At 51.5% G+C, this 25,069-nt stretch carries 24 protein-coding genes; 14 read left to right on the top strand and 10 right to left on the bottom strand.

The features are described 5' to 3' along the window. Positions 1-352 precede the first annotated feature (352 nt). Entirely contained in the window at positions 353-904 is a 552-nt protein-coding gene (locus JK216_RS15495; RefSeq protein ID WP_249213175.1) for an NADPH-dependent FMN reductase, read from the bottom strand. A gap of 301 nt (positions 905-1,205) precedes the next feature. Here JK216_RS15495 and JK216_RS15490 point away from each other — a divergent pair, with 301 nt between their 5' ends. Then, positions 1,206-1,484 (top strand): hypothetical protein, encoded by a 279-nt coding sequence (locus tag JK216_RS15490; RefSeq protein WP_212708184.1) that lies wholly within the window; start codon positions 1,206-1,208, stop codon positions 1,482-1,484. Here JK216_RS15490 and hemY read toward each other — a convergent pair. From hemY to hemC, 4 genes are read right to left on the bottom strand one after another with little or no spacing between them, the layout of a single operon-like run. Further along, positions 1,462-2,658, bottom strand: a complete 1,197-nt coding sequence (gene hemY / locus JK216_RS15485) for a protoheme IX biogenesis protein HemY (RefSeq protein ID WP_212710819.1) — start codon at positions 2,656-2,658, stop codon at positions 1,462-1,464. The genes JK216_RS15490 and hemY overlap by 23 nt on opposite strands. 1 nt (position 2,659) lies before the next feature. Continuing rightward, the gene (gene hemX / locus JK216_RS15480) at positions 2,660-3,790 is read right to left on the bottom strand and encodes a uroporphyrinogen-III C-methyltransferase (protein ID WP_212708191.1); all 1,131 of its coding nucleotides are present in this window, start codon (positions 3,788-3,790) and stop codon (positions 2,660-2,662) included. Positions 3,791-3,815: 25 nt separating this feature from the next. Further along, complete coding sequence (gene hemD, locus JK216_RS15475; protein ID WP_212708193.1) at positions 3,816-4,556, bottom strand: uroporphyrinogen-III synthase; 741 nt, start codon at positions 4,554-4,556, stop codon at positions 3,816-3,818. After that, complete coding sequence (gene hemC / locus JK216_RS15470; protein ID WP_212708194.1) at positions 4,553-5,497, bottom strand: hydroxymethylbilane synthase; 945 nt, start codon at positions 5,495-5,497, stop codon at positions 4,553-4,555. The genes hemD and hemC overlap by 4 nt, the downstream gene beginning before the upstream one ends. A gap of 313 nt (positions 5,498-5,810) precedes the next feature. On the opposite strand from hemC, the gene JK216_RS15465 reads away from it, so the two are divergent. Then, positions 5,811-8,369 (top strand): class I adenylate cyclase, encoded by a 2,559-nt coding sequence (locus tag JK216_RS15465; protein WP_212712075.1) that lies wholly within the window; start codon positions 5,811-5,813, stop codon positions 8,367-8,369. 44 nt (positions 8,370-8,413) lie between these two features. Here JK216_RS15465 and cyaY read toward each other — a convergent pair whose 3' ends face one another. Continuing rightward, positions 8,414-8,731 (bottom strand): iron donor protein CyaY, encoded by a 318-nt coding sequence (gene cyaY / locus JK216_RS15460; RefSeq protein ID WP_212708234.1) that lies wholly within the window; start codon positions 8,729-8,731, stop codon positions 8,414-8,416. 164 nt (positions 8,732-8,895) lie between these two features. On the opposite strand from cyaY, the gene JK216_RS15455 reads away from it, so the two are divergent. The 7 genes from JK216_RS15455 to corA all read left to right on the top strand — a co-directional run bounded on the left by JK216_RS15455 (position 8,896) and on the right by corA (position 15,756). Continuing rightward, positions 8,896-9,093: a lipoprotein gene (locus tag JK216_RS15455; RefSeq protein WP_249213174.1), complete on the top strand. Its 198-nt coding sequence runs from the start codon at positions 8,896-8,898 to the stop codon at positions 9,091-9,093. 26 nt (positions 9,094-9,119) lie between these two features. Continuing rightward, a complete protein-coding gene (gene dapF, locus JK216_RS15450) occupies positions 9,120-9,944 on the top strand; it encodes a diaminopimelate epimerase (protein ID WP_212708196.1) in 825 nt (274 codons plus the stop codon). Continuing rightward, positions 9,941-10,648, top strand: a complete 708-nt coding sequence (locus JK216_RS15445; RefSeq protein WP_212708197.1) for a DUF484 domain-containing protein — start codon at positions 9,941-9,943, stop codon at positions 10,646-10,648. The genes dapF and JK216_RS15445 overlap by 4 nt, the downstream gene beginning before the upstream one ends. Then, positions 10,645-11,559, top strand: a complete 915-nt coding sequence (xerC, locus tag JK216_RS15440; RefSeq protein ID WP_212708198.1) for a tyrosine recombinase XerC — start codon at positions 10,645-10,647, stop codon at positions 11,557-11,559. The genes JK216_RS15445 and xerC overlap by 4 nt, the downstream gene beginning before the upstream one ends. Next, positions 11,559-12,275 carry a 5-amino-6-(5-phospho-D-ribitylamino)uracil phosphatase YigB gene (gene yigB / locus JK216_RS15435; RefSeq protein WP_212708199.1) on the top strand — a complete coding sequence of 239 codons (717 nt, stop codon included), beginning with the start codon at positions 11,559-11,561 and terminating at the stop codon, positions 12,273-12,275. The genes xerC and yigB overlap by 1 nt, the downstream gene beginning before the upstream one ends. Positions 12,276-12,320: 45 nt before the next feature. Further along, positions 12,321-14,483: a DNA helicase II gene (gene uvrD / locus JK216_RS15430; RefSeq protein WP_212712074.1), complete on the top strand. Its 2,163-nt coding sequence runs from the start codon at positions 12,321-12,323 to the stop codon at positions 14,481-14,483. 319 nt (positions 14,484-14,802) lie between these two features. Beyond that, a complete protein-coding gene (gene corA, locus JK216_RS15425) occupies positions 14,803-15,756 on the top strand; it encodes a magnesium/cobalt transporter CorA (RefSeq protein WP_212708236.1) in 954 nt (317 codons plus the stop codon). Positions 15,757-15,947: 191 nt separating this feature from the next. Here corA and aphA read toward each other — a convergent pair whose 3' ends face one another. Further along, the gene (gene aphA / locus JK216_RS15420) at positions 15,948-16,667 is read right to left on the bottom strand and encodes an acid phosphatase AphA (protein ID WP_212708201.1); all 720 of its coding nucleotides are present in this window, start codon (positions 16,665-16,667) and stop codon (positions 15,948-15,950) included. A 128-nt stretch (positions 16,668-16,795) separates the two neighbouring features. Further along, the gene (locus JK216_RS15415) at positions 16,796-17,266 is read right to left on the bottom strand and encodes a thioesterase family protein (protein ID WP_212708202.1); all 471 of its coding nucleotides are present in this window, start codon (positions 17,264-17,266) and stop codon (positions 16,796-16,798) included. Between the two features lie 155 nt (positions 17,267-17,421). Between JK216_RS15415 and pldA the strand changes: the two genes are divergently transcribed. From pldA to rhtC, 3 genes are read left to right on the top strand one after another with little or no spacing between them, the layout of a single operon-like run. Next, on the top strand, positions 17,422-18,300 hold the full coding sequence (pldA, locus tag JK216_RS15410) for a phospholipase A (RefSeq protein WP_212708203.1): 879 nt from the start codon (positions 17,422-17,424) through the stop codon (positions 18,298-18,300). A 19-nt stretch (positions 18,301-18,319) separates the two neighbouring features. Continuing rightward, on the top strand, positions 18,320-20,143 hold the full coding sequence (gene recQ / locus JK216_RS15405) for an ATP-dependent DNA helicase RecQ (RefSeq protein WP_212712073.1): 1,824 nt from the start codon (positions 18,320-18,322) through the stop codon (positions 20,141-20,143). A 41-nt stretch (positions 20,144-20,184) separates the two neighbouring features. Next, positions 20,185-20,808: a threonine export protein RhtC gene (rhtC, locus tag JK216_RS15400; RefSeq protein WP_212712072.1), complete on the top strand. Its 624-nt coding sequence runs from the start codon at positions 20,185-20,187 to the stop codon at positions 20,806-20,808. Between the two features lie 40 nt (positions 20,809-20,848). On the opposite strand, the gene rhtB is transcribed toward rhtC, so the two are convergent. Next, positions 20,849-21,472, bottom strand: coding sequence for a homoserine/homoserine lactone efflux protein (gene rhtB / locus JK216_RS15395; protein WP_212708206.1), 624 nt, complete (start codon positions 21,470-21,472; stop codon positions 20,849-20,851). Positions 21,473-21,584: 112 nt separating this feature from the next. Here rhtB and pldB point away from each other — a divergent pair, with 112 nt between their 5' ends. Further along, positions 21,585-22,580 (top strand): lysophospholipase L2, encoded by a 996-nt coding sequence (gene pldB, locus JK216_RS15390; protein ID WP_212712071.1) that lies wholly within the window; start codon positions 21,585-21,587, stop codon positions 22,578-22,580. 64 nt (positions 22,581-22,644) lie between these two features. Further along, entirely contained in the window at positions 22,645-23,445 is an 801-nt protein-coding gene (gene yigL, locus JK216_RS15385; RefSeq protein WP_212712070.1) for a sugar/pyridoxal phosphate phosphatase YigL, read from the top strand. Between the two features lie 74 nt (positions 23,446-23,519). On the opposite strand, the gene glpT is transcribed toward yigL, so the two are convergent. Next, positions 23,520-24,863: a glycerol-3-phosphate transporter gene (gene glpT, locus JK216_RS15380; protein ID WP_212708209.1), complete on the bottom strand. Its 1,344-nt coding sequence runs from the start codon at positions 24,861-24,863 to the stop codon at positions 23,520-23,522. Positions 24,864-25,069: the final 206 nt, after the last annotated feature.

Here is a 25,069-nt window from a genome sequence, read left to right as displayed (position 1 = left end):
GCAGCGGCGGAACGATCTGCCGCACAGGCCCGGAGTGCAGAGGGCGCGGCCGTTGCGCCCTTTGCCTGGTCGCCCGCCGCGGGGCAGCAAAAAATGACTTTACGTAATGGCGAACGGAACCCCGCCGGGTTTACATATTGCATATCAGCGCAAGCGTTACACCACAGCCCCGGCCGGGAATAACCGAAGGTACCGCGCAGCGGCGGAACGATCTGCCGCACAGGCCCTGAGTGCAGAGGGCGCGGCCATTGCGCCCTTTGCCTGGTCGCCCGCAGCGGGGCAGCAAAAAATGACGTTACGTAATGGCGAACAGAACCCCGCCGGATGGACATATTGCATATCAGCACAAGCATTACGCCAATGATAACGACTGTTGCACAGCCCGGATTATCTCCAGCCATAACTTTTGCAGACGCGGGCCCGTCAGAGGGCTGCTGGCCAGCTCCTCCGCCGTGACACCCGGTAATACATAGCGGGTTGCCAGCGTTGCTGTCGGGCTGCAGGCCTCAGATAATATTCCCCCCATGACGGTGACAGTCTCCCTGAGTTGCCCCCATGCAAGATCAGTTACGGGTGACAGGTTCGGCAGAGCGACAGGTTTATCCAGCAATTCACCACTACTGACCAGCCAGTCGAGAGCATTTTTGATTACACCCGAAACACCGTGTGCATATTCCGGACTAACAATCAGAATTAAATCAGCGTTGTGTAATTCCTGTCTCCAGAGCCTGACTTTGGCAGGGGGCTGATATTCCAGGTCAGGGTTGAACAGAGGGAGACTGCCGGGAGTCGTGCTGATTTCAAAGCGAACCTCCTGCGGGCTAATCAGTGCCATCGCCCGAAGAAACAGACTGTTAAGAGAGTGACTGCGTAAACTGCCCGAAATACCAATCACTTTGTACATGGTTGTTATCCTTTTGAAATATGACCAGCCGGTAAACCCGGTGACTATGTCTGCTGAGTATCCTTTGCTGGCGGATAACAACAGTATTTATCAGTGGCTGTCGCCAGAAGAAGACACTTATCATTATGTTATTCTATGAGATATTTATAAAAAGGATTTTTTGTCGTTGTACGACGACGCCTGCAGCTCTCCGGACTGCTGATAAAGAATCTTCGTTATCAAAAAATTATTTTTTATTTATTTAAAATCAAAGTGTTATTTTTTTGCAGCCTTTATTTATTCTGCTGGCATAGTTTCTGCAATGACCGCAGCGCAGATGCTCATTCTGCTTTTTATGTCTGCCGCCCGGCAACATAATCCCTGGAATGATGCAGAGCCCTTTACCGATACCTGTTATCTGCCTTCTCACAATTTATTGATGAGAGTTTCAGATATTACGTTGAGTCTGGTATCAGCTGTTGTCTATCGACCTGATTTTACACCTGCCCTGTTGCAGGTGTTTTTTTTGACTGCAATAAAAAAGCGCCCTGAGCGGCGCTTTTTAGGGATGACATTGATTACTGGTCCGGATTCTGCCTGAGAGTCAGTAACAGACCTTCACGGCGCATTTTTGCGGCTTGTTCGGGGCGGCCTGTCTTGTCATAACAGTCAGCCAGCCAGGCGTAATCGAAGGTATCAGGACGCTGTTCCAGAGCCTTCAGGAAAACATCTGCCGCCTGCTGCCACTCAGCCTGGCGCATCAGCATCTGCCCCAGAGTACTGTTCAGCAAGGGGGTAGCACCATGCTGTCTGATCTGCTGCCGCAATACTTTTTCCAGCTGTTCCGGTGCCGGACTATTGATTCGTGGTAACAGCAGAATCAGACGTTCATCATACTGTTGTTTCAGCCCGGCCAGCACAATTTCCTGTGCCATCTGCGGGTCGTTGCATTCGATCAGATGATTAACCATTGCCACCTGCAGGGCAGTATCCTGGCGGGTTTTACGGCTCTGATTTTTCCACCATTGCTTCAGACCTTCGCTACCCTGTTCTGCCATCGCCTGGTTCATCATGCCGAGCCAGGCCCGTTGCCGGAGATCCTGCAGGTGCTGCTCAGTCGTAACCTGTGACTTCTCCATTGACGGCAGAATATCCAGTAATGCGCGCCATGCCCCGGTATTCAGATAAGCCTGCTCTGCCAGCCGTAATACTTCAGGATGGCGCGGTGCAACTTCCAGTAAACGGTCAAGACAGTGACGGGCAGCATGATCTTCATGACGGGCCAGCAAAATACGGGCGCGGGTAATTTCTACCGGGATCTGGTTATCAGCACAGACCTCAGCAGCGCGTTCCAGGTGTTGATTCGCCCTGATTTCGTCTCCGCGTTGCTGGGCCGCTTCCGCCGCCAGCAGATAGTTTGCCAGAGGGTCGGCAGCATGATCCGCATCGCGTGACAGTAATTTCTCTACCTGCCGGTGATCACCTTCTGCCAGTTTAATCAATGCATCACGGGTATGGCGTTGCGCCCGGCGACGTTTACGGCCACTGAACCAGCCACGGGTACGTACTCCGGTACGCAGTATCCGCCGCAGCAGCCATTCGACAGCCAGGATAACCACTAATGCAAGGATCAGGATAATAGCCAGCCCGGTAACACTGGTTTCAATATTCCAGTTGTCCGTTTGTATCAGCACGTATCCCTGGTGTCCGGCCAGCAGGGGGCCGAGAATCACTCCTGCCAGCAGCAGCAGAAACAATATCAGTACTTTTAACATATCAGCCTCCCTGCTGGCTGGCTGCCGCAGCAGGCTGGTTCAGCAGTCCGCGGACACGGGTTTGTACTAATTTATCCAGCAGAGGCTGGCTGGAGAGGGTATCCGGGATATCCATAGCAATCGTCTGCTGCTCCAGAGCATCAAGCTGCGCTAAAAATGCTTTCGTCGCCGGGTCGTTGACGTCGTACCAGGCACGTACCCATGTCGATACGCTTTCCAGGGATTGTTTATAGATTTCTTCCTGATGGCGGGGCACTGCCTGGGCCGCGATCAGTAGTCCGGAACGAATATTTTCCCGCAGATAAATATCCTGATTAGGGGCCAGTAACGGCTGAGCAGTATTGTCGCGGCGGCGGATAGTAATAAAATTATCCATAAAATCGTGCCAGCTTTTGGCCAGATTTTCGCGCCAGTGGGCTAAGGATCCTGAGAGTTCGTGACTGTCCTGATCCATCGGATTACTGTTGTCTTCGTTATCCGCCAGACGCAGATTATCGACACCATTTGCCAGCTGGTTAAGCTGCAGAATGATACCGTCATAATCAACCTGATTGATGGCCGACAACGCACTGATATCCTGCATCAGGGCACGACGTATATTCAGAACGCTCGGGTCATTCATTTCAGCCAGACTGCTGTCGGCACTTTTTAACAGTGCAGCGGCGGTTGTGGCATCCTGGTCACTCCACAGTTTGCGTCCTGCAAGTTTCACCAGATAATCAGCCTGGGCTATCAGCCAGTTGTTACTGTCATTTCCGGTCAGTGATGTGACTTTTTCACGTAACGTGTTCAGTTCTTTGTCAGTCGTGTCCTGGCGCAGACGGGCGTCCTGCAGAGCCTGTGTGGCGGTGGTCAGCTGTGCCGAAAGCTGTTGCTGTCCGGATGTGGTCTGCTGCTGTAACAGAGTGAGTTTATCACTCAGTCCGGCTTCTGATTCAGCGTTCAGGCTCTGCTGCTGTTTAATATACCAGTAGCTTCCGGCACCTGTTGCCAGGGCAATGATAATGGCCACAATGGCTAAAGTGGTTCCGCTATTCCTTGCTACTGAAGTTGTTTGTTCCTCTGCCGGGGATTGCTGTGCTTCCGGAGGGGTCACTTCAGGTATGGCGGAGGGGTCTTTGTGTTCCGTCATTTTGGCTCATCCCATTATATTAATTTCAGTGTAACGCGCGTAACAACGCATCGTTATCCGCACCATCAGCTACCGTCACTGAATGCCAGCCTAATTCACTGGCGAGGGTAGCTAAACGTTCACTGACGACAACCAGCCGGCAGTGTAATAGCCATTCGCGGCGGTCAATTGCCGGGAACAACGAATATAAGAGTTGCAACATTTCACCGCTGGTCACTACCAGCGTGGTAATTCCTTGTCTGCGCCAGCGGACGGCTTCTTCCGCGCCCCGATATTGGCAAGCTATCCGTTGATAACATTCACACAGCTCTACCTGCGCACCGCGTTGTTGTAATGTGTCTGCCAGTAAATCACGTCCGCCATTACCGCGTAATATCAGAGCACGTCTGCCGGAGAGTTCTCTGAGTGAAGGCAGATTAAGCAGTGTTTCACTGGTGGCCCTGCCTTCAGGATAGTTCACTCTCTGCAGACTGGCCTGGTGTAAGTCCAGTGCAGTCCGCCGCCCTATAGCATAATAGTCGAGCCCGGCCGGCCATGCAGTATTACTTTGTACTATTGCCGGCGCGGCAAACCTGATTGCCTGGTGTGATACAGCAAACAGCAGATCACCGTTATGCAAACTGAGCAACTGCTGTGCCAGTGACCCCAGGCCGCGGCCGGGGGTATAGTCAATCAGCGGAAGGCTCCATGCGTGCTTGCCGGTCTGACGCAATCTGGCAACCAGCGCCGATGCCGAAGGCTCAGGGCGGGTAACCAGAATTGTCATACGGGAGGCTGGCCCTGATAAACTTCGCGTAATATCTCTCCGGCACCACGTTCCAGCAGTTCGTCCGCCAGGGCAATGCCCAGCTGTTCAGCCTGATCGCGATGGCCACGGCGTTCGGCACTGATCATTTTCGATCCATCCGGCGTCCCGACCAGTCCGCGTAACCATAACTGGTCGCCGGGCTGTAACAGGGCGAAACTGCCAATAGGTACCTGACAGCCGCCTTCCAGCCGGGTGTTCATTGCCCGCTCAGCACGGACACAAGTTTCTGTATCCCGGTGATTCAGCGCCTGTAACAGGGCGATCAGCGGGGCGTCATCCAGCCGGCACTCAATACCGACCGCTCCCTGGCCCACAGCCGGCAGTGAAACTTCGGCCGGCAGTGTACTGCGGATACGGGATTCTAATCCCAGGCGTTTCAGGCCTGCAGCCGCCAGAATAATTGCATCGTATTCTCCGGCATCCAGTTTTGACAACCGGGTACCGACATTACCCCGCAGGGAACGGATTGTCAGGTCGGGACGCAGTGCACTCAACTGACACTGGCGACGCAAACTGGAAGTACCGACCACTGCCCCCTGAGGCAGGTCATCAAGGGTGGCATATTTTTCAGAAACGAAGGCATCAAGGGGAGTTTCACGCTGACAGATGGTGACCAGCCCCAGCCCCTCAGGGAAAGCAACCGGTACGTCCTTCATCGAATGGACAGCCAAATCTGCCCGGTTCTCCAGCATCGCCAGTTCCAGCTCTTTGACAAATAATCCTTTGCCACCGACTTTGGATAACGGGGTATCCAGCAGAACATCACCTTTGGTGACCATAGGTACCAGCTCAACCTGTAAACCGGGATGGGCTGCGACTAACTGTTGCTGAACATAGTGCGCCTGCCAGAGCGCAAGCGGACTTTGCCTTGTGGCGATCCGAATAATTTTATCAGACATGTCATTAACCGTTTTTATCGTTTGTTAATCATCCTATCATTTAAACGACAAATGTGGCAGGCTTCGGCGATGAAATCCGTACGGGGACTCTGGCGCTGACCAGGGGGCGCGGGTCAGGGCTGTCCGCATCTAATAGTAAGATTTCAGCATGAAAGGTGATAAAGTAGGCGACGCAGTTGTTGCGTTTAGTCAGCAAAGGATGAAAGGCTAATCATCTCTATTGTCCGCAGCCGGTATCTGCCCGGCTGGTGAGAATACAGGTGTGCCCTGGGAACAACAGTGCTTAATTACCGGAAGAAGCAGGCGAAACCTCTTGTACCTTTATATTGAGACTCTGAAACAGAGGCTGGATGCCATTAATCAACTGCGTGTTGATCGGGCAAAAGCGGCTATGGGACCTGCATTCAGACAGGTGTATAGTTTGCTGCCGGCATTATTGCAGTATCATCATCCTATGCTGCCAGGCTACCTTGAGGGTCATGTACCACAGGGTATCAGTTTTTTTACGCCTGAAGATAATCAGCAGACCTTACTGAACCAGCTTGCCGGAAGACCCCTTCATCTGCCTGATATTTCCAGTGGTGAGGCACCTATCACCGGTGTTTACTCGATGGGCAGTACCTCATCGGTCGGGCAGAATGGCTTGTCCGACCTGGATATCTGGGTATGTCACCAGTCATGGCTGGATAGCGACGAAAGACAAAAGTTACAGCAAAAATGTCATCTTCTTGGCCAGTGGTGCATCTCTCTGGGAATTGAAGTCACTTTTTTTCTGATTGATGAGAACCGTTTCCGTCATAACGAAAGTGGTAACCTCGGGGCTGAAGATTGCGGCAGCACCCAGCATATTTTATTACTTGATGAATTCTACCGTTCTGCTGTGAGACTGGCGGGCAAGCGTATTCTGTGGAATATGGTGCCGGGTGAAGAAGAAGCTAATTACGACGATTATGTGATGTCGTTGTACGCTGGCGGGGTACTGACCCCTAATGAATGGCTGGATTTAGGTGGATTAGGCACGCTGTCGGCCGAAGAATATTTCGGTGCCAGTCTGTGGCAGCTGTATAAAAGTATCGACTCTCCCTATAAAGCGGTTCTGAAAACACTGCTGCTCGAATCCTATACCCGTGAATATCCCGACACCCGTCTGCTGGCGATGGACATTAAACAGCGGCTGCATGATGGTGAGATTGTCAGCTTCGGGCTCGACCCTTATTGCATGATGCTGGAAAAAGTGACTCGCTATTTACAGGACATTGATGATCCTGCGCGACTGGATCTGGTTCGCCGCTGCTTCTATCTGAAGGCCTGTGAAAAACTCAGTGTGGAACGGCCCGGGGGCCGTTCTCTGTGGCGGCGTGAAATACTTAGCCAGATGGTCAGAGAGTGGGGCTGGGATAGTCAGCGTCTGCAGATGCTCGACAGCCGTGCCAGCTGGAAAATTGACCAGGTGCGTGAAGCCCATAACGAATTACTGGATGCGATGATGCAGAGTTATCGTAACCTTATCCGTTTTGCGCGGCGCAATAATCTGAGTGTCAGTGCCAGTCCTCAGGATATCGGGGTACTGACCCGTAAGCTGTATGCGGCTTTTGAGGCCCTGCCAGGTAAAGTGATCCTGGTGAACCCGCAGATCTCACCGGATCTGTCGGAAGAAAACCTGACGTTTATTCATGTGCCTGAAGGGCGGGCTAACCGTCCTGGCTGGTACTTATATAATCAGTCGCCGGATATGGACTCCATTATCAGTCACCAGCCACTGGAATACAGCCGTTACCTGATAAAACTGGTGGCATGGGCATGGTTTAATGGTCTGCAGACCCGTAAGACACGACTGCATATTAAAGGGAATGGCGGTTGTGATGCCGGACGTTTACAGGAAGTGGTTAACGATATATCACAACAGTTTCCGTTACGGGTTCCGGCACCGACGCCGAAAGCATTGTACAGCCCGTGCGAGATCCGACACCTGGCGATTCTGGTGAATCTGGAATATGACCCGACAGCGGAATTTCGTAATCAGGTGGTACATTTTGATTTCCGTAAACTGGATGTTTTCAGTTTCGGCCAGCAGCAACGTTGTCTGATCGGCAGTATTGATCTGTTGTATCGAAATTCGTGGAACGAGGTTCGCACACTGCATTTCAGTGGTGAGCAGGCGATGATCGAAGCACTGAAAACCATTCTGGGAAAAATGCATCAGGATGCATTACCACCGGATGCGGTCGACGTCTTTTGTTATAGCCAGCATTTGCGGGGATTGATCCGTACCCGTGTGCAGCAGCTGGTCTCTGAATGTATTGATATCCGTCTGTCCAGTACCCGCCAGGAACCGGGCCGCTTTAAAGCCCTGCGGCTGGCTGGTGATACCTGGGGAGTCTTTTTCGAGCGGATGAGTGTGTCGGTACAGAAACTGGAGAATGCTGTGGAGTTTTACGGGGCCATTTCTAATAACAAACTGCATGGCCTGTCGATCAAGGTGGATTCACTGCAGGCCGATGTTCCGGCAGTGGTTAATGGCTATGCCAGTGAAGGAATTATTCAGTTTTTTTTCGAAAATAACCCGCAGTCGGATGACTTCAGTATTTATATCCTGGATGAAAGTAACCGGGTGGAGGTCTATCGTCACTGTGAAGGAAGTCGTGAAGAGCTGGTGCGTGATGTCAGTCGTTTTTACTCTTCCTCTCACGATCGTTTTACCTGTGGATCCAGCTTCGTGAATTTCAATCTGCCCCAGTTTTATCAGCTGGTCACGGATGAAGGTAAAAGCCGGGTGCTGCCGTTTCGTTCTGTCTCTCATGATGAAGTGGCAGAAGATGTTTCGCCGCAATTCAGTCGTGACGTGCTGCCGCGTTCCCGAAACCTGTTTTAAAGCATAACGGCCCGCGGTCTGTCGCCGGGACCGTCACTGGCCGGTCAGAAGCTGAATTTTTCACCGGACTGCAGGCTGCAGGCTTCAGCCAGCAGGTGCCAGAAGTCACTGCCGGTGCGGTCACATACCCAGATCGGTGACTGATAGCTGAAGTGGTATCCACCGGTTTTGGTCGCCAGCCAGACCTGGTGCAATGGCTCCTGACGGTTAATGACAATTTTAGTGCCATTGTCGAAACTCAGGGTCATTACGCTGCCATGGGTTTCATAATCAATATCAGCATCGCCCTCATGCGCATCCAGACGTTCTTCGACGGCCAGTAGCAATTGGTCTGCCAGTTGGTGAAATTCACTGTCGTTCATCATAGCTCCCGTGTTTTTGGCAAAGTATAGCGCGCTGATATTGTTTGCCAATCATTGTCTGGCGCGGCAGGGATCAGATATTAAGCAGCTTATGCGAATTCAGGGATTTTCTGTTGCTTTTCCTTGTTCAACTGCGATGATAAGTGAACAGGAAAAAGCACAGAATGAGTGTAATCAAGATGAAGAAAATGTTCGGCTGGCTGGCGTTAATCGTGATCCCTGCGGTACTGACGGGATGCGGTCTGAAAGGCCCCCTTTACTTTCCTAAAACCGAAACCACACAGCAGGAACAGCAGCAAACAGCCCCGGTAAACACCTCGGAAACTGATGCGGCAGCGCCAGCGGGCACAGTGGCACCGTAACTAACCGATCACCGGCGGAGCAAAACATGCAGTTTTCTAAAATGCACGGCCTCGGCAATGATTTTATGGTCGTTGACGCAGTGACTCAGAATGTATTCTTTTCGCCGGAACTCATTCGCCGGCTGGCAGATCGCCATCTCGGGGTCGGGTTTGATCAGTTACTTATTGTCGAACCTCCTTATGATCCCGAGCTGGATTTTCATTATCGTATTTTTAATGCCGATGGCAGTGAAGTCGCCCAGTGCGGTAATGGCGCTCGTTGTTTTGCCCGGTTTGTCCGCCTTAAAGGCCTGACTAACAAAAGCGATATTCGTGTCAGTACCCAGACCGGAAGAATGACGCTCAGTGTGACCAGTGATGAGCTGGTAAGGGTCAATATGGGCGAGCCGGATTTCGAGCCCGGTAATGTCCCTTTTCGCGCCAATAAAGCAGAAAATCTCTATTTAATGCGGTTGCAGGAGCAAACCATCATGTTTGGCGTCGTATCGATGGGCAACCCGCATTGTGTTATTCAGGTCGACAATATTACAACCGCGGCGGTTGAACTTATCGGCCCGCAAATGGAAAGCCATGAGCGTTTTCCGGAACGGGTAAATGTCGGGTTTATGGAAGTGGTCTCTGAGGCGCATATCCGGTTACGTGTTTTTGAACGCGGGGCAGGAGAAACCCGGGCCTGCGGCAGCGGTGCCTGTGCAGCAGTCGCCAGCGGAATTCAGCAAGGCCTGCTGGCAGATAAAGTCCGGGTCGATCTGCCGGGTGGCAGCCTGCATATTACGTGGGGAGGACCGGGCACGCCGTTATATATGACGGGGCCTGCAACACATGTCTATGACGGATTTATTCATTTATGAAATCAGATGAAGACCAGGAGTTACTGAATTCTGTGATGACTGACGATCAGTCGGTCAGTGATTATCTGCGCCTGAACCCCGATTTCTTTATCCGTAATGCGCGGCAGGTGGAACAGATGCAGGTACCGCATCCGGTGCGCGGCAGTACCTCGCTGGTGGAATGGCATATGGCTCGTCAGCGTAACCATATCCGGCTTCTTGAAGAAGAAATCACCCTGCTGATGGAGCAGGCCACGGCGAATCAGCAACTCTTCGGACAACTGCTGTCATTGCAGTCTCATCTGGCCAGTGCCGGTAGTTTAACGGAGATGCTGAGCCGGTTACATCGCTGGGCCAGGAATCTGGGGCTGGCCGGGGCCAGTGTGCGGTTATTCACGGAACACTGGCAAACGGGAGCGCCTTCAGAATTTACCCATCTCGGGTTATCCCGCCAGTCCTTTGATTCACTGCGTATTCAGCGGCTGGGACGCAGACAGCATTATCTGGGCCCGCTGAATGGCCCAGAGCTGTTACTGTTGCTGCCGGAAGCGAAAGCGATTGGTTCAGTTGCCATGTCGCTGATGGGCGAAAATGAAGATGTCGGGGTACTGATTTTCAGTAGTCGTGATAAACAGCATTACCACCCCGGTATGGGCACCGAATTACTGGAGTATCTGGCAGGTATGCTGCCTGCGTTACTGACACGCTGGATCAGCCGGCGATGAATACCCCGATCCCCGTAACGCTACAGAGTCCGGTTGACCAGTTTCTGCGCTATCTGAAAGTGGAACGACAACTTAGTCCGCTGACACAGACCAGTTATCAGCGCCAACTGGCAGCGCTGACAGAAATGATCAATGAGATGGGCCTTCAGCAGTGGTCGCTGCTTGAGCCAGCTCATGTGCGCGCACTCGCAGCCAGAAGCCGGCGAAACGGGTTACAGGCGACCAGCCTGGCCCTGCGTTTGTCGGCTTTGCGTAGCTTTCTCGACTGGCAGGTCGGGCAAGGGTTGTTGCCGGCGAATCCGGCCAAAGGTATTGCCACACCAAAAACGTCACGCCATTTACCGAAAAATATTGATGTTGATGAGATGGGGCAACTGCTGGACATTGATCTCAATGATCCCCTGTCGGTTCGTGACCGGACCATGCTGGAGGTGATGTACGGTGCAGGGTTGCGTTTATCTGAGTTAGTCAGTCTTGATTGTCGCGATTTCGATGCGGAGCAGGGCGAAGTCTGGGTAACAGGCAAAGGCAGCAAAGAACGTCGTTTACCGGTGGGACGTACTGCCTGTGAATGGCTGCAGCGCTGGCTGGAGATGCGCGATTTATTCGGGCCGCAGGACGATGCGGTTTTTCTCTCGATGCAGGGGAAACGTATTTCGGCCCGAAATGTACAAAAACGCTTTGCCGGCTGGGGCATCCGCCAGGGACTGAACAGTCATATTCATCCGCATAAATTACGCCATTCCTTTGCGACTCATATGCTTGAATCGAGTGGCGATTTACGTGCGGTGCAGGAACTGCTGGGCCATGCCAGCCTGTCCACTACCCAGATCTATACGCACCTGGATTTTCAGCATCTGGCATCTGTGTATGATGCTGCACATCCCCGAGCGAAACGAGGAAAAAAATAATGCGTTTTTACCGGCCAGCCGGCACTGTCAGTGCCATGACCTTTGACCTGGATGATACGCTGTATGAAAACAGCGATGTTATCCTGACTACGGTCGAGAAGACTCATCAGGCATTACAGGATTTTCATCCGGTATTGCAAAACGTGACGCTGTCAGACTATGAGCTGGCACGTGAAGAGATTAAATATCATCAGCCAGACAGCGTACATGATGTGACCCTGTGGCGGGAAAAATCTGTATACCTGCTGATGCAAAAGCACGGATTATCTGAACAGCTGTGTCAGCAAGGGGCATCTCATGTGATGTCGGTATTTGCCGCCTGGCGCAGTCAGGTCCATATGCCGCAGAGTACCCATGACGCGCTGCAATACCTGGCTGAGCGTGTTCCGCTGGCCGCGATCACTAACGGTAATGCCGACCCGCAACTGATGGGCATTGCCGGCTACTTTCGTTTTATACTGCGGGCCGGCCCTGACGGGCGGGCGAAACCAGCGCAGGATATGTACCGGCTGGCGGCCAGTCATCTGGGGTTACCGGCCGGTGAAATTCTGCATGTCGGCGATGATTTAACTACGGATGTGGCCGGATCGCTGCTCAGCGGGTTTCAGTCCTGCTGGATTAACCCGTTCCGGCGTAACCTGATGACAGCCTGTGATGCACGCCTGTTACCACACATGGAAATTTCACGGTTGGATTCCCTGACTACACTGGTATAATGGCTGTAAAAATATACAGTTAAATTCTCCTGATTCGCGGTGCCTATGGACGTTTCTGATCTGCTCAACAGTTTAAATGATAACCAGCGTGAAGCCGTTGCGGCACCGCGCAGTAATTTGCTGGTACTGGCCGGGGCGGGCAGTGGTAAAACCAGGGTGCTGGTTCATCGTATTGCCTGGTTACTGACCGTCGAAAACTGTTCCCCGTATTCGATTATGGCGGTGACCTTTACCAATAAAGCCGCTGCAGAAATGCGTCACCGAATTGAGCAGGTGCTTGGCACCAGCCAGGGGGGGATGTGGATTGGTACTTTCCATGGACTGGCTCACCGCTTATTACGCGCACATCCGCTGGATGCCGGATTACCTCAGGATTTCCAGATCCTCGACAGTGAAGACCAGCTACGGTTATTGAAACGCTTAATTAAGGCCATGAACCTTGATGACAAACAGTGGCCGGCACGTCAGGCGATGTGGTACATCAACGGTAAAAAAGACGAAGGATTGCGGCCTAAGCATATCGACAGCTACGGTAACCCGGTAGAGCAAACCTGGCTGAAAGTGTACCAGGCCTATCAGGAAGCCTGTGACCGTGCCGGGCTGGTGGATTTTGCCGAACTATTATTACGCGCTCACGAATTATGGCTGAATAAACCGCATATTCTTAACCATTATCGTGAACGTTTTACTAACCTGCTGGTGGACGAATTCCAGGATACTAACAACATCCAGTATGCCTGGATCCGTATGCTGGCGGGGGACAGTGGCAAAGTAATGATCGTCGGCGATGATGACCAGTCTATCTATGGCTGGCGTGGTGCTCAGGTCGAAAATATTCAGCGCTTTCTCACGGATTTTAACGGTGCCAGAACAATCCGGCTGGAACAAAACTATCGCTCTACCAGTAATATCCTGAAAGCTGCCAATACCCTGATTGCCAATAATCAGGGGCGGTTAGGGAAACAGCTGTGGACTGAAGACGGTGAAGGCGAACCCATCTCGTTATATTGTGCATTTAATGAACTCGACGAGGCACGGTTTGTTGTCGGGCGGATTAAACACTGGCATGAACAGGGTGGGGCGCTGGCAGACTGTGCCATCCTGTACCGCAGTAATGCCCAGTCGCGGGTACTGGAAGAGGCGTTACTGCAAAGCAGCCTGCCGTACCGGATTTATGGCGGGATGCGCTTTTTCGAACGTCAGGAAATTAAAGATGCCCTCGCCTACTTACGCCTGATATCGAACCGTAATGATGATGCCGCTTTCGAACGTGTGGTCAATACACCAACCCGGGGAATCGGCGACCGGACTCTGGAAGTCGTGCGTCAGGCAGCCCGAGACAGACAACTGACCCTCTGGCAATCTGCGCGGGAACTGTTGTCTGAAAAGGCGCTGGCGGGCAGAGCTGCATCTGCATTATTGCGCTTTATTGAACTGGTTGACTCACTGTCACGGGAAACCAGTGAACTGTCGCTGCATGTGCAAACTGACCGGGTAGTAAAAGATTCCGGGCTGTGGATGATGTATGAACAGGAAAAAGGTGAAAAAGGCCAGACGCGTATCGAAAACCTTGAGGAACTTGTGACGGCAACCCGTCAGTTTAGTTATCAGGATGAAGATCAGGATTTGATGCCATTACAGGCATTTTTGTCACACGCAGCGCTGGAAGCCGGTGAAGGGCAGGCGGATAAATGGCAGGATGCGGTACAGCTGATGACCATGCATGCTGCGAAAGGGCTGGAATTTAGTCAGGTATTTATTGTCGGCATGGAAGAGGGGATGTTCCCGAGTCAGATGTCACTGGAAGAAGGCGGACGTCTGGAAGAAGAACGCCGTCTGGCCTATGTCGGCGTGACCCGTGCTATGCAGAAACTGACGCTGACCTATGCCGAGAGTCGCCGGTTATACGGTAAAGAGGTATATCACCGCCCGTCACGGTTTATTGGTGAGATCCCTGAGGACTGTGTGGAGGAGGTCAGATTACGGGCCAGTGTCAGCCGGCCGGTCAGCCACCAGCGAATGGGGGCACCGGTGACGGCCAATGACAGCGGTTATTCTCTGGGACAGCGGGTCCGGCATGCGAAGTTTGGTGAAGGCACTATTGTTAACCTGGAAGGCAGTGGTGAGCATTGTCGCCTGCAGGTCGCATTTCAGGGCCAGGGGATAAAGTGGCTGGTTGCCGCCTATGCAAGGCTGGAAAACGTCTGAGGACGGGTAGTTTCCTTGACGATTTTTTCGTCCCATCGTAACATGCGCGCACTATTATTATCAGAGGACAACGCCTTGGACACGCCCAGTCGCTGCTGGCACACAGACCTGAACAACAGGCGAAACTGTTAAGGCAACCTCTTTTACCGGTAGCCCTGACGGTTATCGGTAACTCTCTGTAAATCATCGTCATCTGAGCCAGCACTGATTTACCATTCCTGTGGTTTATCGTGTTCAGGCGCCTGCTGTGCCAATCATCGGTTTTCCTGCGGTGTACAGCCTTGTCCCGTCATATAAGATATGGGGAGTACGTACTGCTATGCTGAGTGCATTTAAACTGGAAGACAATCGGTTAACCCGTCTGGAAATGGAAAGTGACGATAGTCAGCTTACGTCCTCAGTCTGGATTGATTTGATTGAACCTGAAGAACAGGAACGTGACTATATTCAGGAACAGCTGGGACAGAGCCTGGCAACACGTCCTGAACTGGAGGATATCGAAGCATCGGCACGTTTCTTCGAAGATGAAGACGGCCTGCATATCCACTCATTCTTCTTTTTTGAAGATGCAGATGATCATGCGGGTAATGCGACCGTCGCTTTTACTATCCGTGACGGTCGTTTGTTTACGTTGCGTGAACGTGAGTTACCGGCATTCCGCTTATACCGGATGCGGGCCCGTAATCAGACCCTGATTGACGGTAACGCGTTTGAGCTGTTACTGGACCTGTTCGAAACTAAAATCGAACAGCTGGCGGATGAGATTGAAAATATTTATACGGCGCTGGAGAAATTAAGTCGCGTCATTATGGAAGGACAGCAGGGTGAAGAATATGATGAAGCCTTGTCGCGACTGGCTGAACTGGAAGATATCGGCTGGAAAGTCCGCCTGTGTCTGATGGATACCCAGCGGGCACTGAATTTTCTGGTCAGAAAAGCCCGTTTGCCTGCCAATCAGCTTGAACAGGCCCGGGAGATTCTGCGCGATATAGAATCACTGCTGCCGCATAATGAATCCCTGTTCCAGAAAGTTAACTTTCTGATGCAGGCTGCGATGGGTTTTATCAGTATTGAACAAAACCGCATCATTAAAATCTTCTCGGTAGTTTCTGTGGTTTTCCTGCCACCGACCCTGGTAGCTTCCAGCTACGGGATGAACTTTGAGTTCATGCCGGAACTGAAGTGGAGCTTCGGTTATCCCGGCGCGATTGTACTGATGATCCTTGCGGCACTGGCCCCCTACCTCTACTTTAAACGACGTAACTGGCTATAAGCCCCGTTATACAGGCAGCCTGGCGGGCTGCCTGCTGTGCGCTGGTTTCACAATATTCCTCAATCCCCTGAGCTGCCAGTACCAGTACCGGATCGCCGCGGAATGTGCTGGTCTGGGGCAGAGAAAGATCAGAATCCTGCAAAAGGCTGCAGAGCCGTTAACGGCTCTGCAGTAATCGCTAAAACGAGGGATCAGTATTCTGAGTCGGTAATCACTTCTTCACCGAGATCGCCGGCTTTTGGCAGTGGTAAATAAGAAGAGTTTGCGGCCCGCAGTACCCGGATACCCCGCGCCCCGGCTTCACGGGCTGCGGTAATATCGCTGTCTGCATCACCGTAGTAGATACGAATATTTTTCTGTTTAATCCAGCGGATTTTGGTGTTTTCACCGGCCCGAAAACCGCTGAAAATCACCGGATTCATTTTATCCTGTGGAATAGAGAAATCCTGTTGCAGGATCCTGCTGACGGTTTCGGTGCTGGTCGGGGTTCGTGCTGTAATAAAATAGACCTGATCGCCGCGCTGTAAATGCATCTGAATCAGCTGGCGTGCAACCTGTTTGGGAATACTGAATTCATCCCAGCCATTATTCATTTTTTCCCAGAACTGCGGATTATTCAGGTAATCATTATTGCCCGGTGAAAACATTTTCTGGCCGCGGTAAAAACCGGGTGTTGAATAAAGCACCGTATCGTCAATATCAAAACCGACCGCCATCGGTGGACGGCCCCGTAAATTGTTCTCAATCTGTGCCACTGATACCCAGTGTATGGGTTGCCGGTGCGCCAGCCCGGCAGCAGTGATACCTGAGTATAACGGCGTAGCGGGCTGGACCTCGCTGGCCTGAGCCAGAGGCTGCAGAACCAGCAGAGAAAGGGTACACAGAGAAAAAAGCAGTTTACGTAATCTCATAACGGTGAGTCCTAGTATTTGTTAATGAATCAATAAGATAATGGCTATCTGATAGCATTAACGGGACACTCTGTAAAATAATTATTGCGGTTTTATGAGGTGGTTACGGTTGCCGTATTATCTGCCGGCTAGCCGATCAGGTAAGTTGCCGTCGCGGTAGCAATATAGTCCTGTTGTTGATTATGTAATTCGACCCGGCCGACGGCGACTTTATTACCGGCCCGGAGCAGCTGTGCGGTAGCGATAAATTTCTCTCCGCGTCCGGGACGTAAATAGTCAACCCGTAAGTCAATGGTGCCCATCCGTGAAATACGCTGACGAAGTTCTTCTTCACTGATCATATCCTGGCGGGTTAGGGCATGGTTAACACAAACCAGTCCGGCGGCCACGTCCAGCACCGAAGCAATGACACCGCCGTGCAGAATATTTTGCAGGGCATTACCCACCAGTGATGGCGCATTTTCCAGGGTCAGGATGGCCTGTTGATCATCCAGATGCTCCAGCTTCAGCCCCAGCGCCCGGTTAAAAGGCATACTGTTTACAAAGATATCACTGACCAGGGTTCTTGCCTGATGTTGTGTCAGATAACGCAGGCTCATAATTCACCTGTGGCAGGTTATTCGGCTAAGTCATTTTCTAATATTATGCTGTTATTCATCGGCTTTCCAGGTGAATATGAGCGGCCATTTTTTGGCATTTAACGATGTGACTGCATCGTTTTTGGTTTTTTTTTCTATCTTCGGGAGTATAGATTATGCGTTTCTTTGGCTACGGAATGGCTGCTGCCTTGCTGGTGCCTGCGCTGGTACAGGCGAAGGAAGCTAAAATATGCGAGGTTCATGATAATCCCGCTGTGCGCGGCAGTATCATCGCTAACTTACTGGAAAAGCATGATAATGCTTTTTTACTGTATCCCTATGAGAGTAATTATGTGCTCTATACGGATACCAGTAATATGAACACCCCGGCCATTTCCAGCTACCGCTGGGCAGATAAAGCGAATAAAGATGAATTAAAATTTCAGCTGAGCCTGGCGTTCCCTCTCTGGCGCGGGATTGCCGGTGACAATTCGGTACTGGCAATGTCTTATACTCAACGCTCGTGGTGGCAGATTTCAAATACCAAAGCGTCGTCACCGTTTCGCGAAACAAACTATGAACCACAGCTTTTTGTTGGCTGGGCAACAGATTACCGGTTGGGTAACTGGACATTACGTGATGTGGAACTGGGTTTCAATCATCAGTCCAATGGCCGGAGCGACCCGACTTCACGTAGCTGGAACCGGGTATATGCCCGTTTGATGGCAAAAAATGGTAATATGCTGGCAGAGATCAAGCCCTGGTATCGTATTCCCGAAAGTGCGGGCAGTGACGATAATCCGGACATTACTAAGTATATGGGCTATTACCGGGCGAAACTCGGGTATATGCTGGGTGACAGTATCTTCAGTATTGAAGGCAACTATAACTGGAACACCGGTTTCGGTGGCGCCTTACTTGGCTGGAGTTATCCGGTCACAGAGCATGTGCGTTTCTATACTCAGCTGTTTAGCGGTTATGGTGAGTCACTGATTGATTACAATCACCGCCAGACCAGGATTGGCGTCGGTTTTACTTTAAATGATTTATTCTGATTAAGAGCGCAGGAAATTTGTGACAACATCGGCAGTTATTCCGCAGCAGGATCATGCTCAGCAAATCCTGCGGGATATTTTTGGTTATCAGCACTTTCGCCCCGGCCAGCAAACCATCATTCAGGCATCTCTTGACGGACAGGACTGCCTGGTGGTTATGCCGACCGGTGGCGGGAAGTCGCTGTGCTATCAGATCCCTGCGCTGGTTAGCGAAGGTCTGACGCTGGTGGTATCCCCGCTGATCTCCCTGATGAAAGATCAGGTCGATCAGTTACTGGCAAATGGTGTCATGGCTGCCAGCCTTAACTCTTCTCAGACCCGCGAGCAGCAACAGCAAATTTATGCTGACTGTCGGCAGGGGCGGATAAAATTACTGTATGTCGCGCCTGAGCGTCTGATGATGGACAGCTTTCTTGATGCACTTAGCCAGTGGCAACCGGTGATGCTGGCGGTCGATGAAGCCCACTGTATCTCACAATGGGGACATGACTTCCGCCCGGAATATGGTGCGCTTGGGGTATTGCGCCAGCGTTTTCCGCAACTGCGGATTATGGCTCTGACCGCGACAGCCGATAACGCGACCCGCCATGATATTCTGCAACAGTTGCAGTTGCAGGACCCGCTGATCCAAATCAGTAGCTTTGACCGCCCGAATATCCGCTATACGCTGCTGGAAAAGTACAAACCGACCGAACAATTACTGCGTTATGTTCAGGATCAGCGCGGTAAGAGCGGTATCATTTATTGTAACAGCCGCGCTAAAGTTGAAGACACGGCAGCACGTTTACAAAGCCGCGGGATCAGTGCCGGTGCCTATCATGCCGGACTGGATGTACAGCAACGAGCCAGCGTCCAGGAAGCATTTCAGCGTGACGATCTGCAACTGGTAGTGGCTACGGTGGCTTTCGGGATGGGGATTAATAAGCCGAATGTCCGTTTTGTGGTGCATTTTGATATCCCGCGTAATATCGAATCCTATTATCAGGAAACCGGTCGTGCAGGCCGTGATGGTCTGCCTGCTGAAGCGATGATGCTGTATGATCCCGCCGATATGGCCTGGCTGCGACGCTGTCTGGAAGAAAAACCGCCGGGCGCGATGCTGGATATTGAACGCCATAAACTTAATGCGATGGGTGCCTTTGCTGAAGCGCAGACCTGCCGCCGTCTGGTACTGCTGAATTATTTTGATGAAGGGCGACAGCAGCCATGCGGTAACTGCGATATCTGTCTGGACCCGCCGAGGCGTTATGACGGACTGGTGGATGCACAAAAAGCCTTATCCGCCATTTACCGGGCAGGACAACGTTTCGGTATGGGCTATATCGTGGAACTACTGCGTGGTGCGGCCAGCCAGCGTATTAAAGATAACGGACATGATAAACTGCCGGTATACGGCATCGGGCGTGAACAATCCCATGAACATTGGGTCAGTGTATTACGCCAGCTGATCCATCTGGGTCTGGTGACCCAGAACATCAGTCAGCATTCTGCGCTGCAGCTGACCGAGGCGGCCAGACCGGTATTGCGCAGTGAACATCCGCTGATGCTTGCGGTGCCGCGCGTGGTGGCCCTGAAACCCCGCCAGGGAATGAGCAGGGTGCCCGGAGGCAATTATGACCGCAAGTTATTTGCCAGACTCAGGAAATTACGTAAAACCATTGCTGACGAAGAGAGTATTCCCCCTTATGTGGTGTTCAATGACGCGACATTAATCGAAATGGCGGAACTGTTACCGGTTTCCGCTTCTGAAATGCTGAGTGTAAATGGTATTGGTCAGCGAAAACTGGAACGTTTCGGCCAGCCCTTTATGCAGATGATTAAACAACATCTCAGCGACTTGTAATATCTACCTGTTTTTCTTTATTTATCTGAGGAGTTTCCGGCATGTTAATGTCGTTTCTGACTCTGGCTGTTGTGCAGTTGCTGGCACTGATGAGCCCGGGTCCTGATTTCTTTTTTATTTCACAAACTGCCGTCAGCCGTTCTTCACGTGATGCGTTGATGGGGGTTCTCGGTGTGACACTGGGGGTGGCTATCTGGGCAGCGGTGGCACTGCTGGGACTGAATCTGTTGCTGGCAAAAATGGCCTGGCTGCATCAGCTGATTATGCTGGGCGGCGGGCTGTATCTGTTATGGATGGGCTGGCAATTATTATGCTCTGCACGGCGTCAGCATTTACAGCCGGACAGGGTTCAGCCGGCACCGGTGCTGGCGAAGCAGGGGCGAACGTTCCTCAAGGGGTTACTGACTAACCTGTCGAATCCAAAAGTTGTGATCTATTTTGGCAGTGTTTTTTCGCTGTTTGTCGGTGATGATGTCAGCACTATGCAGCGCTGGGGCATTTATGCACTGATCCTGCTGGAAACACTGGGGTGGTTTACACTGGTAGCGACGGTATTTGCCTTACCATGGATGCGCCGCAAATATCAGCAACTGGCGAAATGGCTGGATGGTGCCGGCGGAATACTGTTTACAGCCTTTGGCCTGCACTTAATCATATCCGGTTAAACCCGCTGCCGGGCCGTGAAGGTACGGACCCGGCAGATAATTAATGGCTGTGTCGTGCAGTTGCCAGTACGACCCCGATAGCAATAAAAACACTGCCAAAAATACGGTTCAGTAACTGCATTTGATGCGGGCCACGTATCCAGCGTGAAATACGGGTCGACAGTAACGCGTAACCCTGCATGACCAGAATATCCACACTGATAGTGGTCAGGCCCAGCACCAGATATTGCAGCATTTGGGGCTGATGGGGAATGATAAACTGTGGAAACAGCGCTGCCAGAAACACAATACTTTTCGGATTGGTCAGATTTACCAGCACCGCCCGTTTAAATACTCTGCCGCGGGATGTTGCTTTCGCCACCGCATTCAGGTCAATAGCACCTTTGGTTCTCCATTGCTGTATCCCTAACCAGATAAGATAAGCAGCACCGGCCCATTTCAGGATTTCAAAAGCGATTAATGAATGAGAAAATAAAGCACCAAGGCCGATACCGACTAACAGAATATGGGTGGCGAGGCCAACTTGTAATCCGGCAATAGAAATCTGAGTGCCCCTGAAACCATGGCTGATACCGGTACTCATGGTATTAATGGCTCCGGAACCAGGGGAAAGGCTTAACAGGGTAGTGGTCAGCAGGTAGGTGATCCACCAGTCAAAGGTCATTGATGTCGCTCCAGTCTTCAGCAGAGAAACAACAGAATACGTTATAATTCCATCAGACGATACCGGGATTTCAGCCGTTTTCCAGACCACAGAAAACGCCGAAGGGAGAGTAATGAAACAGCTTACGCAACGCTGGTTGCACCGTGAAAAAGAGTTTTCGGCGTTTGTTACCGGTCCTTTGCTCCACTTCTGGCGTCGCCGCCAGGAGAAATCATTTACCGGCACTGGCGGGCTGAATATCCGCTATGTCAGTTTCACATCCCCGCAACACCATAAAGCGATTATGGTTTCCCCCGGGCGGATTGAGAGTTACGTCAAATACCCTGAAGTGGCTTATGATCTGTTTCAGTGTGGCTACGATGTCTTTATTATCGATCACCGGGGGCAGGGCTTATCGGACCGTATGCTGGAAGATACCCATCGCGGGCACGTAGAGAATTTTTCTGACTACGTGGATGACCTGCATAAGTTCTGGCAGATCACTCTTTCCGATACGCGTTATCAGCAAAAGTTTGCGCTATCCCATTCTATGGGGGGCGCGATTCTGGCATTGTTACTGCGCCGTCACCCTGAACTGGTTGATGCAGCAGCATTACTGGCTCCGATGTTTGGCATAGTGCTGCCGATGCCTGAGTGGATGGCAGAACGAATTCTTAACTGGACCGAAACCCGGTCGGGATTACGTGAAGGGTTTGCTCTGGGTACGGGGCGCTGGCATGCGCCGCCCTTTGCCGTAAATACGCTGACCCACAGCCGGGTCCGCTACCAGCGTAACTTACGTTTTTATGCTGATGAACCGGCATTACAGGTCGGCGGGCCGACGGCACACTGGGTACGGGAAAGTCTTAATGCCGGACATGAAATTCTGCGCGATGCTGCACAGATCACTACACCGATGCTGATCATTCAGGCCGAAGAAGATCTGGTGGTGGAAAATCAGGCGCAGGATCAATTCTGTGAATTACGACGGCTTGCGGGGATCCCTTGTGAAGGGGAAGCGCCGCAGGTTATCAGTGGTGCACGCCATGAAATATTATTCGAAAAAGATGAAATGCGGGCGCGGGCACTGAATCTTGCGGTCAGCTATTTTGACCGGTTTGGATGTTAATCATCGACGATAGCCATACCTTACCTCCGGAAACTCCGGTCTGACGTTAATTAAAGAGGTTTTCATGTACCATATTGTTGCTTCCGACCTGGATGGAACGCTACTTTCCCCTGATCACTCTTTGTCTGCTTACACCCGTGATACCTTGCAAAAGTTAACCCGTAAAGGGGTTCATTTTGTGTTTGCTACCGGCCGCCATCATATTGATGTCGCGCAGATGCGGCAGAAGCTGGGTATCGAAGCTTATATGATCACGTCGAACGGAGCGAGGGTACATGACCTTGCGGGTAACCTGATTTTTGCCCATAACCTGGACCCGGCGATTGCGTCAGAGCTGTACCGCCTGAAATATACCTCGGATGATATTCTGACTCAGGTTTATCGCAATGATGACTGGTATATCAGTCGGCATAGCGAAAAAGAGCGTGAATTCCTCCGTGAGTCGGAGTTTAATTATCAGATATTTCAGCCTGACGGGCTGGCGACTGATGGTATCAGTAAAGTCTTTTTTACCTGTGATCAGCATCAGACACTGGCTGAGCTTGAGCTGGCGATTATTGCCCGCTGGGGCGACCGGGTTAATGTGAGTTTCTCCCTGCCCGGCTGTCTGGAAGTGATGGCCGGAGGTGTCTCAAAAGGCCATGCGCTGGATGAAGTGGCAAGACGGTTAGGTTATAGCCTGCAGGACTGTATCGCGTTTGGTGACGGGATGAACGATAAAGAAATGCTGAGCATGGCAGGCAAAGGCTGCATTATGCAAAATGCCCATCAGCGGCTACCTTCGCTGCTGACCGGGCTGGAAGTGATTGGCAGTAATGCGGAAGATGCGGTTCCCCGTTATTTAGAAAAGCTGTACAGCGACTGATCCTTCCTGCCATCGCCCGGGCAAGTCCTGACCGGACTGTCCGGGCGATGGAGTGCCTCTCCGCAGTATGATTTTTATGATATCAGTTGCTGTTTATGGCGTTTTTCACTCAGCGTGGTTAACAGCAACAGTAATACTGCCAGTATACAGCCGGCAATCATGACCATAAAACCGCCATTCCAGCCAAAAAAATCCACCGTATAACCAACAATTGCACTGGCGGCAACCGATCCGCCAAGGTAACCAAACAGACCGGTAAATCCGGCGGCGGTGCCCGCTGCTTTTTTGGGTGCCAGCTCCAGCGCATGCAGACCAATCAGCATCACCGGTCCGTAGATCAGAAAACCAATCACCACCATACAGGCCATATCAATGCCGGGGTTGCCGGGCGGGTTAAGCCAGTAAATAAGAGTGGCAATGGTCACCAGTGTCATAAAAAAGACGCCGGTGATCCCGCGGTTACCTTTGAAAATTTTATCTGACATCCAGCCGCACAACAGCGTTCCCGGAATACCGGCATATTCATACAGGAAGTAGGCCCAGGATGATTTATCCAGTGAAAAATTTTTAACTTCTTTCAGGTAGGTCGGAGACCAGTCGAGAATACCGTAGCGCAGTAAATACACGAAGACATTGGCCAGCGCGATGTACCACAGTAATTTATTGGGCAGGATATATTGCGTAAAGATTTGCCGGGCGGTTAATTCAACTTCATGTTTCTCGTTATAGTCTGCGGGATAGTCATTTTTGTAGGCTTCTATCGGGGGTAATCCGCATGACTGCGGGGTATCACGCATTAATCCATAGGCCAGCAAGGCTACGCCGATAGCGGCAATCGCCGGCATATATAATGCGGCCTTCCAGTCATTAAACCAGGCCATCCCCAGCAGAAATAGCAGCGGAGGCAGGCCTCCGCCGACATTATGTGCACAGTTCCATACGGAGACAATGCCTCCCCTTTCTTTCTGTGACCACCAATGGACCATGGTCCGGCCGCAGGGAGGCCAGCCCATCCCCTGAAACCAGCCACAGATAAACAGCAGCACAAACATAATCATAATACCGGATGTCGCCAGCGGGACAAATCCCATAACCAGCATGACGACTGCTGCCATTATCAGTCCTGCGGGTAAAAATACACGCGGGTTCGACCGATCAGATACTGAACCCATAATGAATTTAGAAAACCCATAGGCAATCGAAATTCCGGATAAGGCAAAACCCAGATCGCCGCGGGAAAAACCCTGCTCGATCAGATAAGGCATAGCCAGGGTAAAGTTTTTACGAACCAGGTAATAAGCGGCGTAACCAAAGAAAATCCCGATAAAAATTTGCCAGCGCAGGCGACGATATAACGGATCGATGGCGGCCGGATCTGCCGGTGAAATATGGGGTGCGGGTTTAAACAGACTCAGCATTAACGTCCCTCCGGGAGAAAGCATTCCTTAAGTGTGGGCTGGCAATGGATAAGAATTTTCCGTCCTGCCAGCAGGATACCGGCCTCAGGGTAGCTTTCGTGACGGGAATTACCTTGACTGAGTACACAGATGTTACAAATTAATGACAATTTATAGGTGTTTATAAGATGTCAGGGAAACCTGAGTCTCGTATCCGCCACTTTTCA

The organism is Tatumella sp. JGM94 (assembly GCF_018257595.1).
Classification (GTDB): domain Bacteria; phylum Pseudomonadota; class Gammaproteobacteria; order Enterobacterales; family Enterobacteriaceae; genus Tatumella; species Tatumella punctata.
The sequence above is the reverse complement of the archived record's forward strand: the minus strand, read 5'-3'. Positions and strand labels throughout refer to the sequence as shown.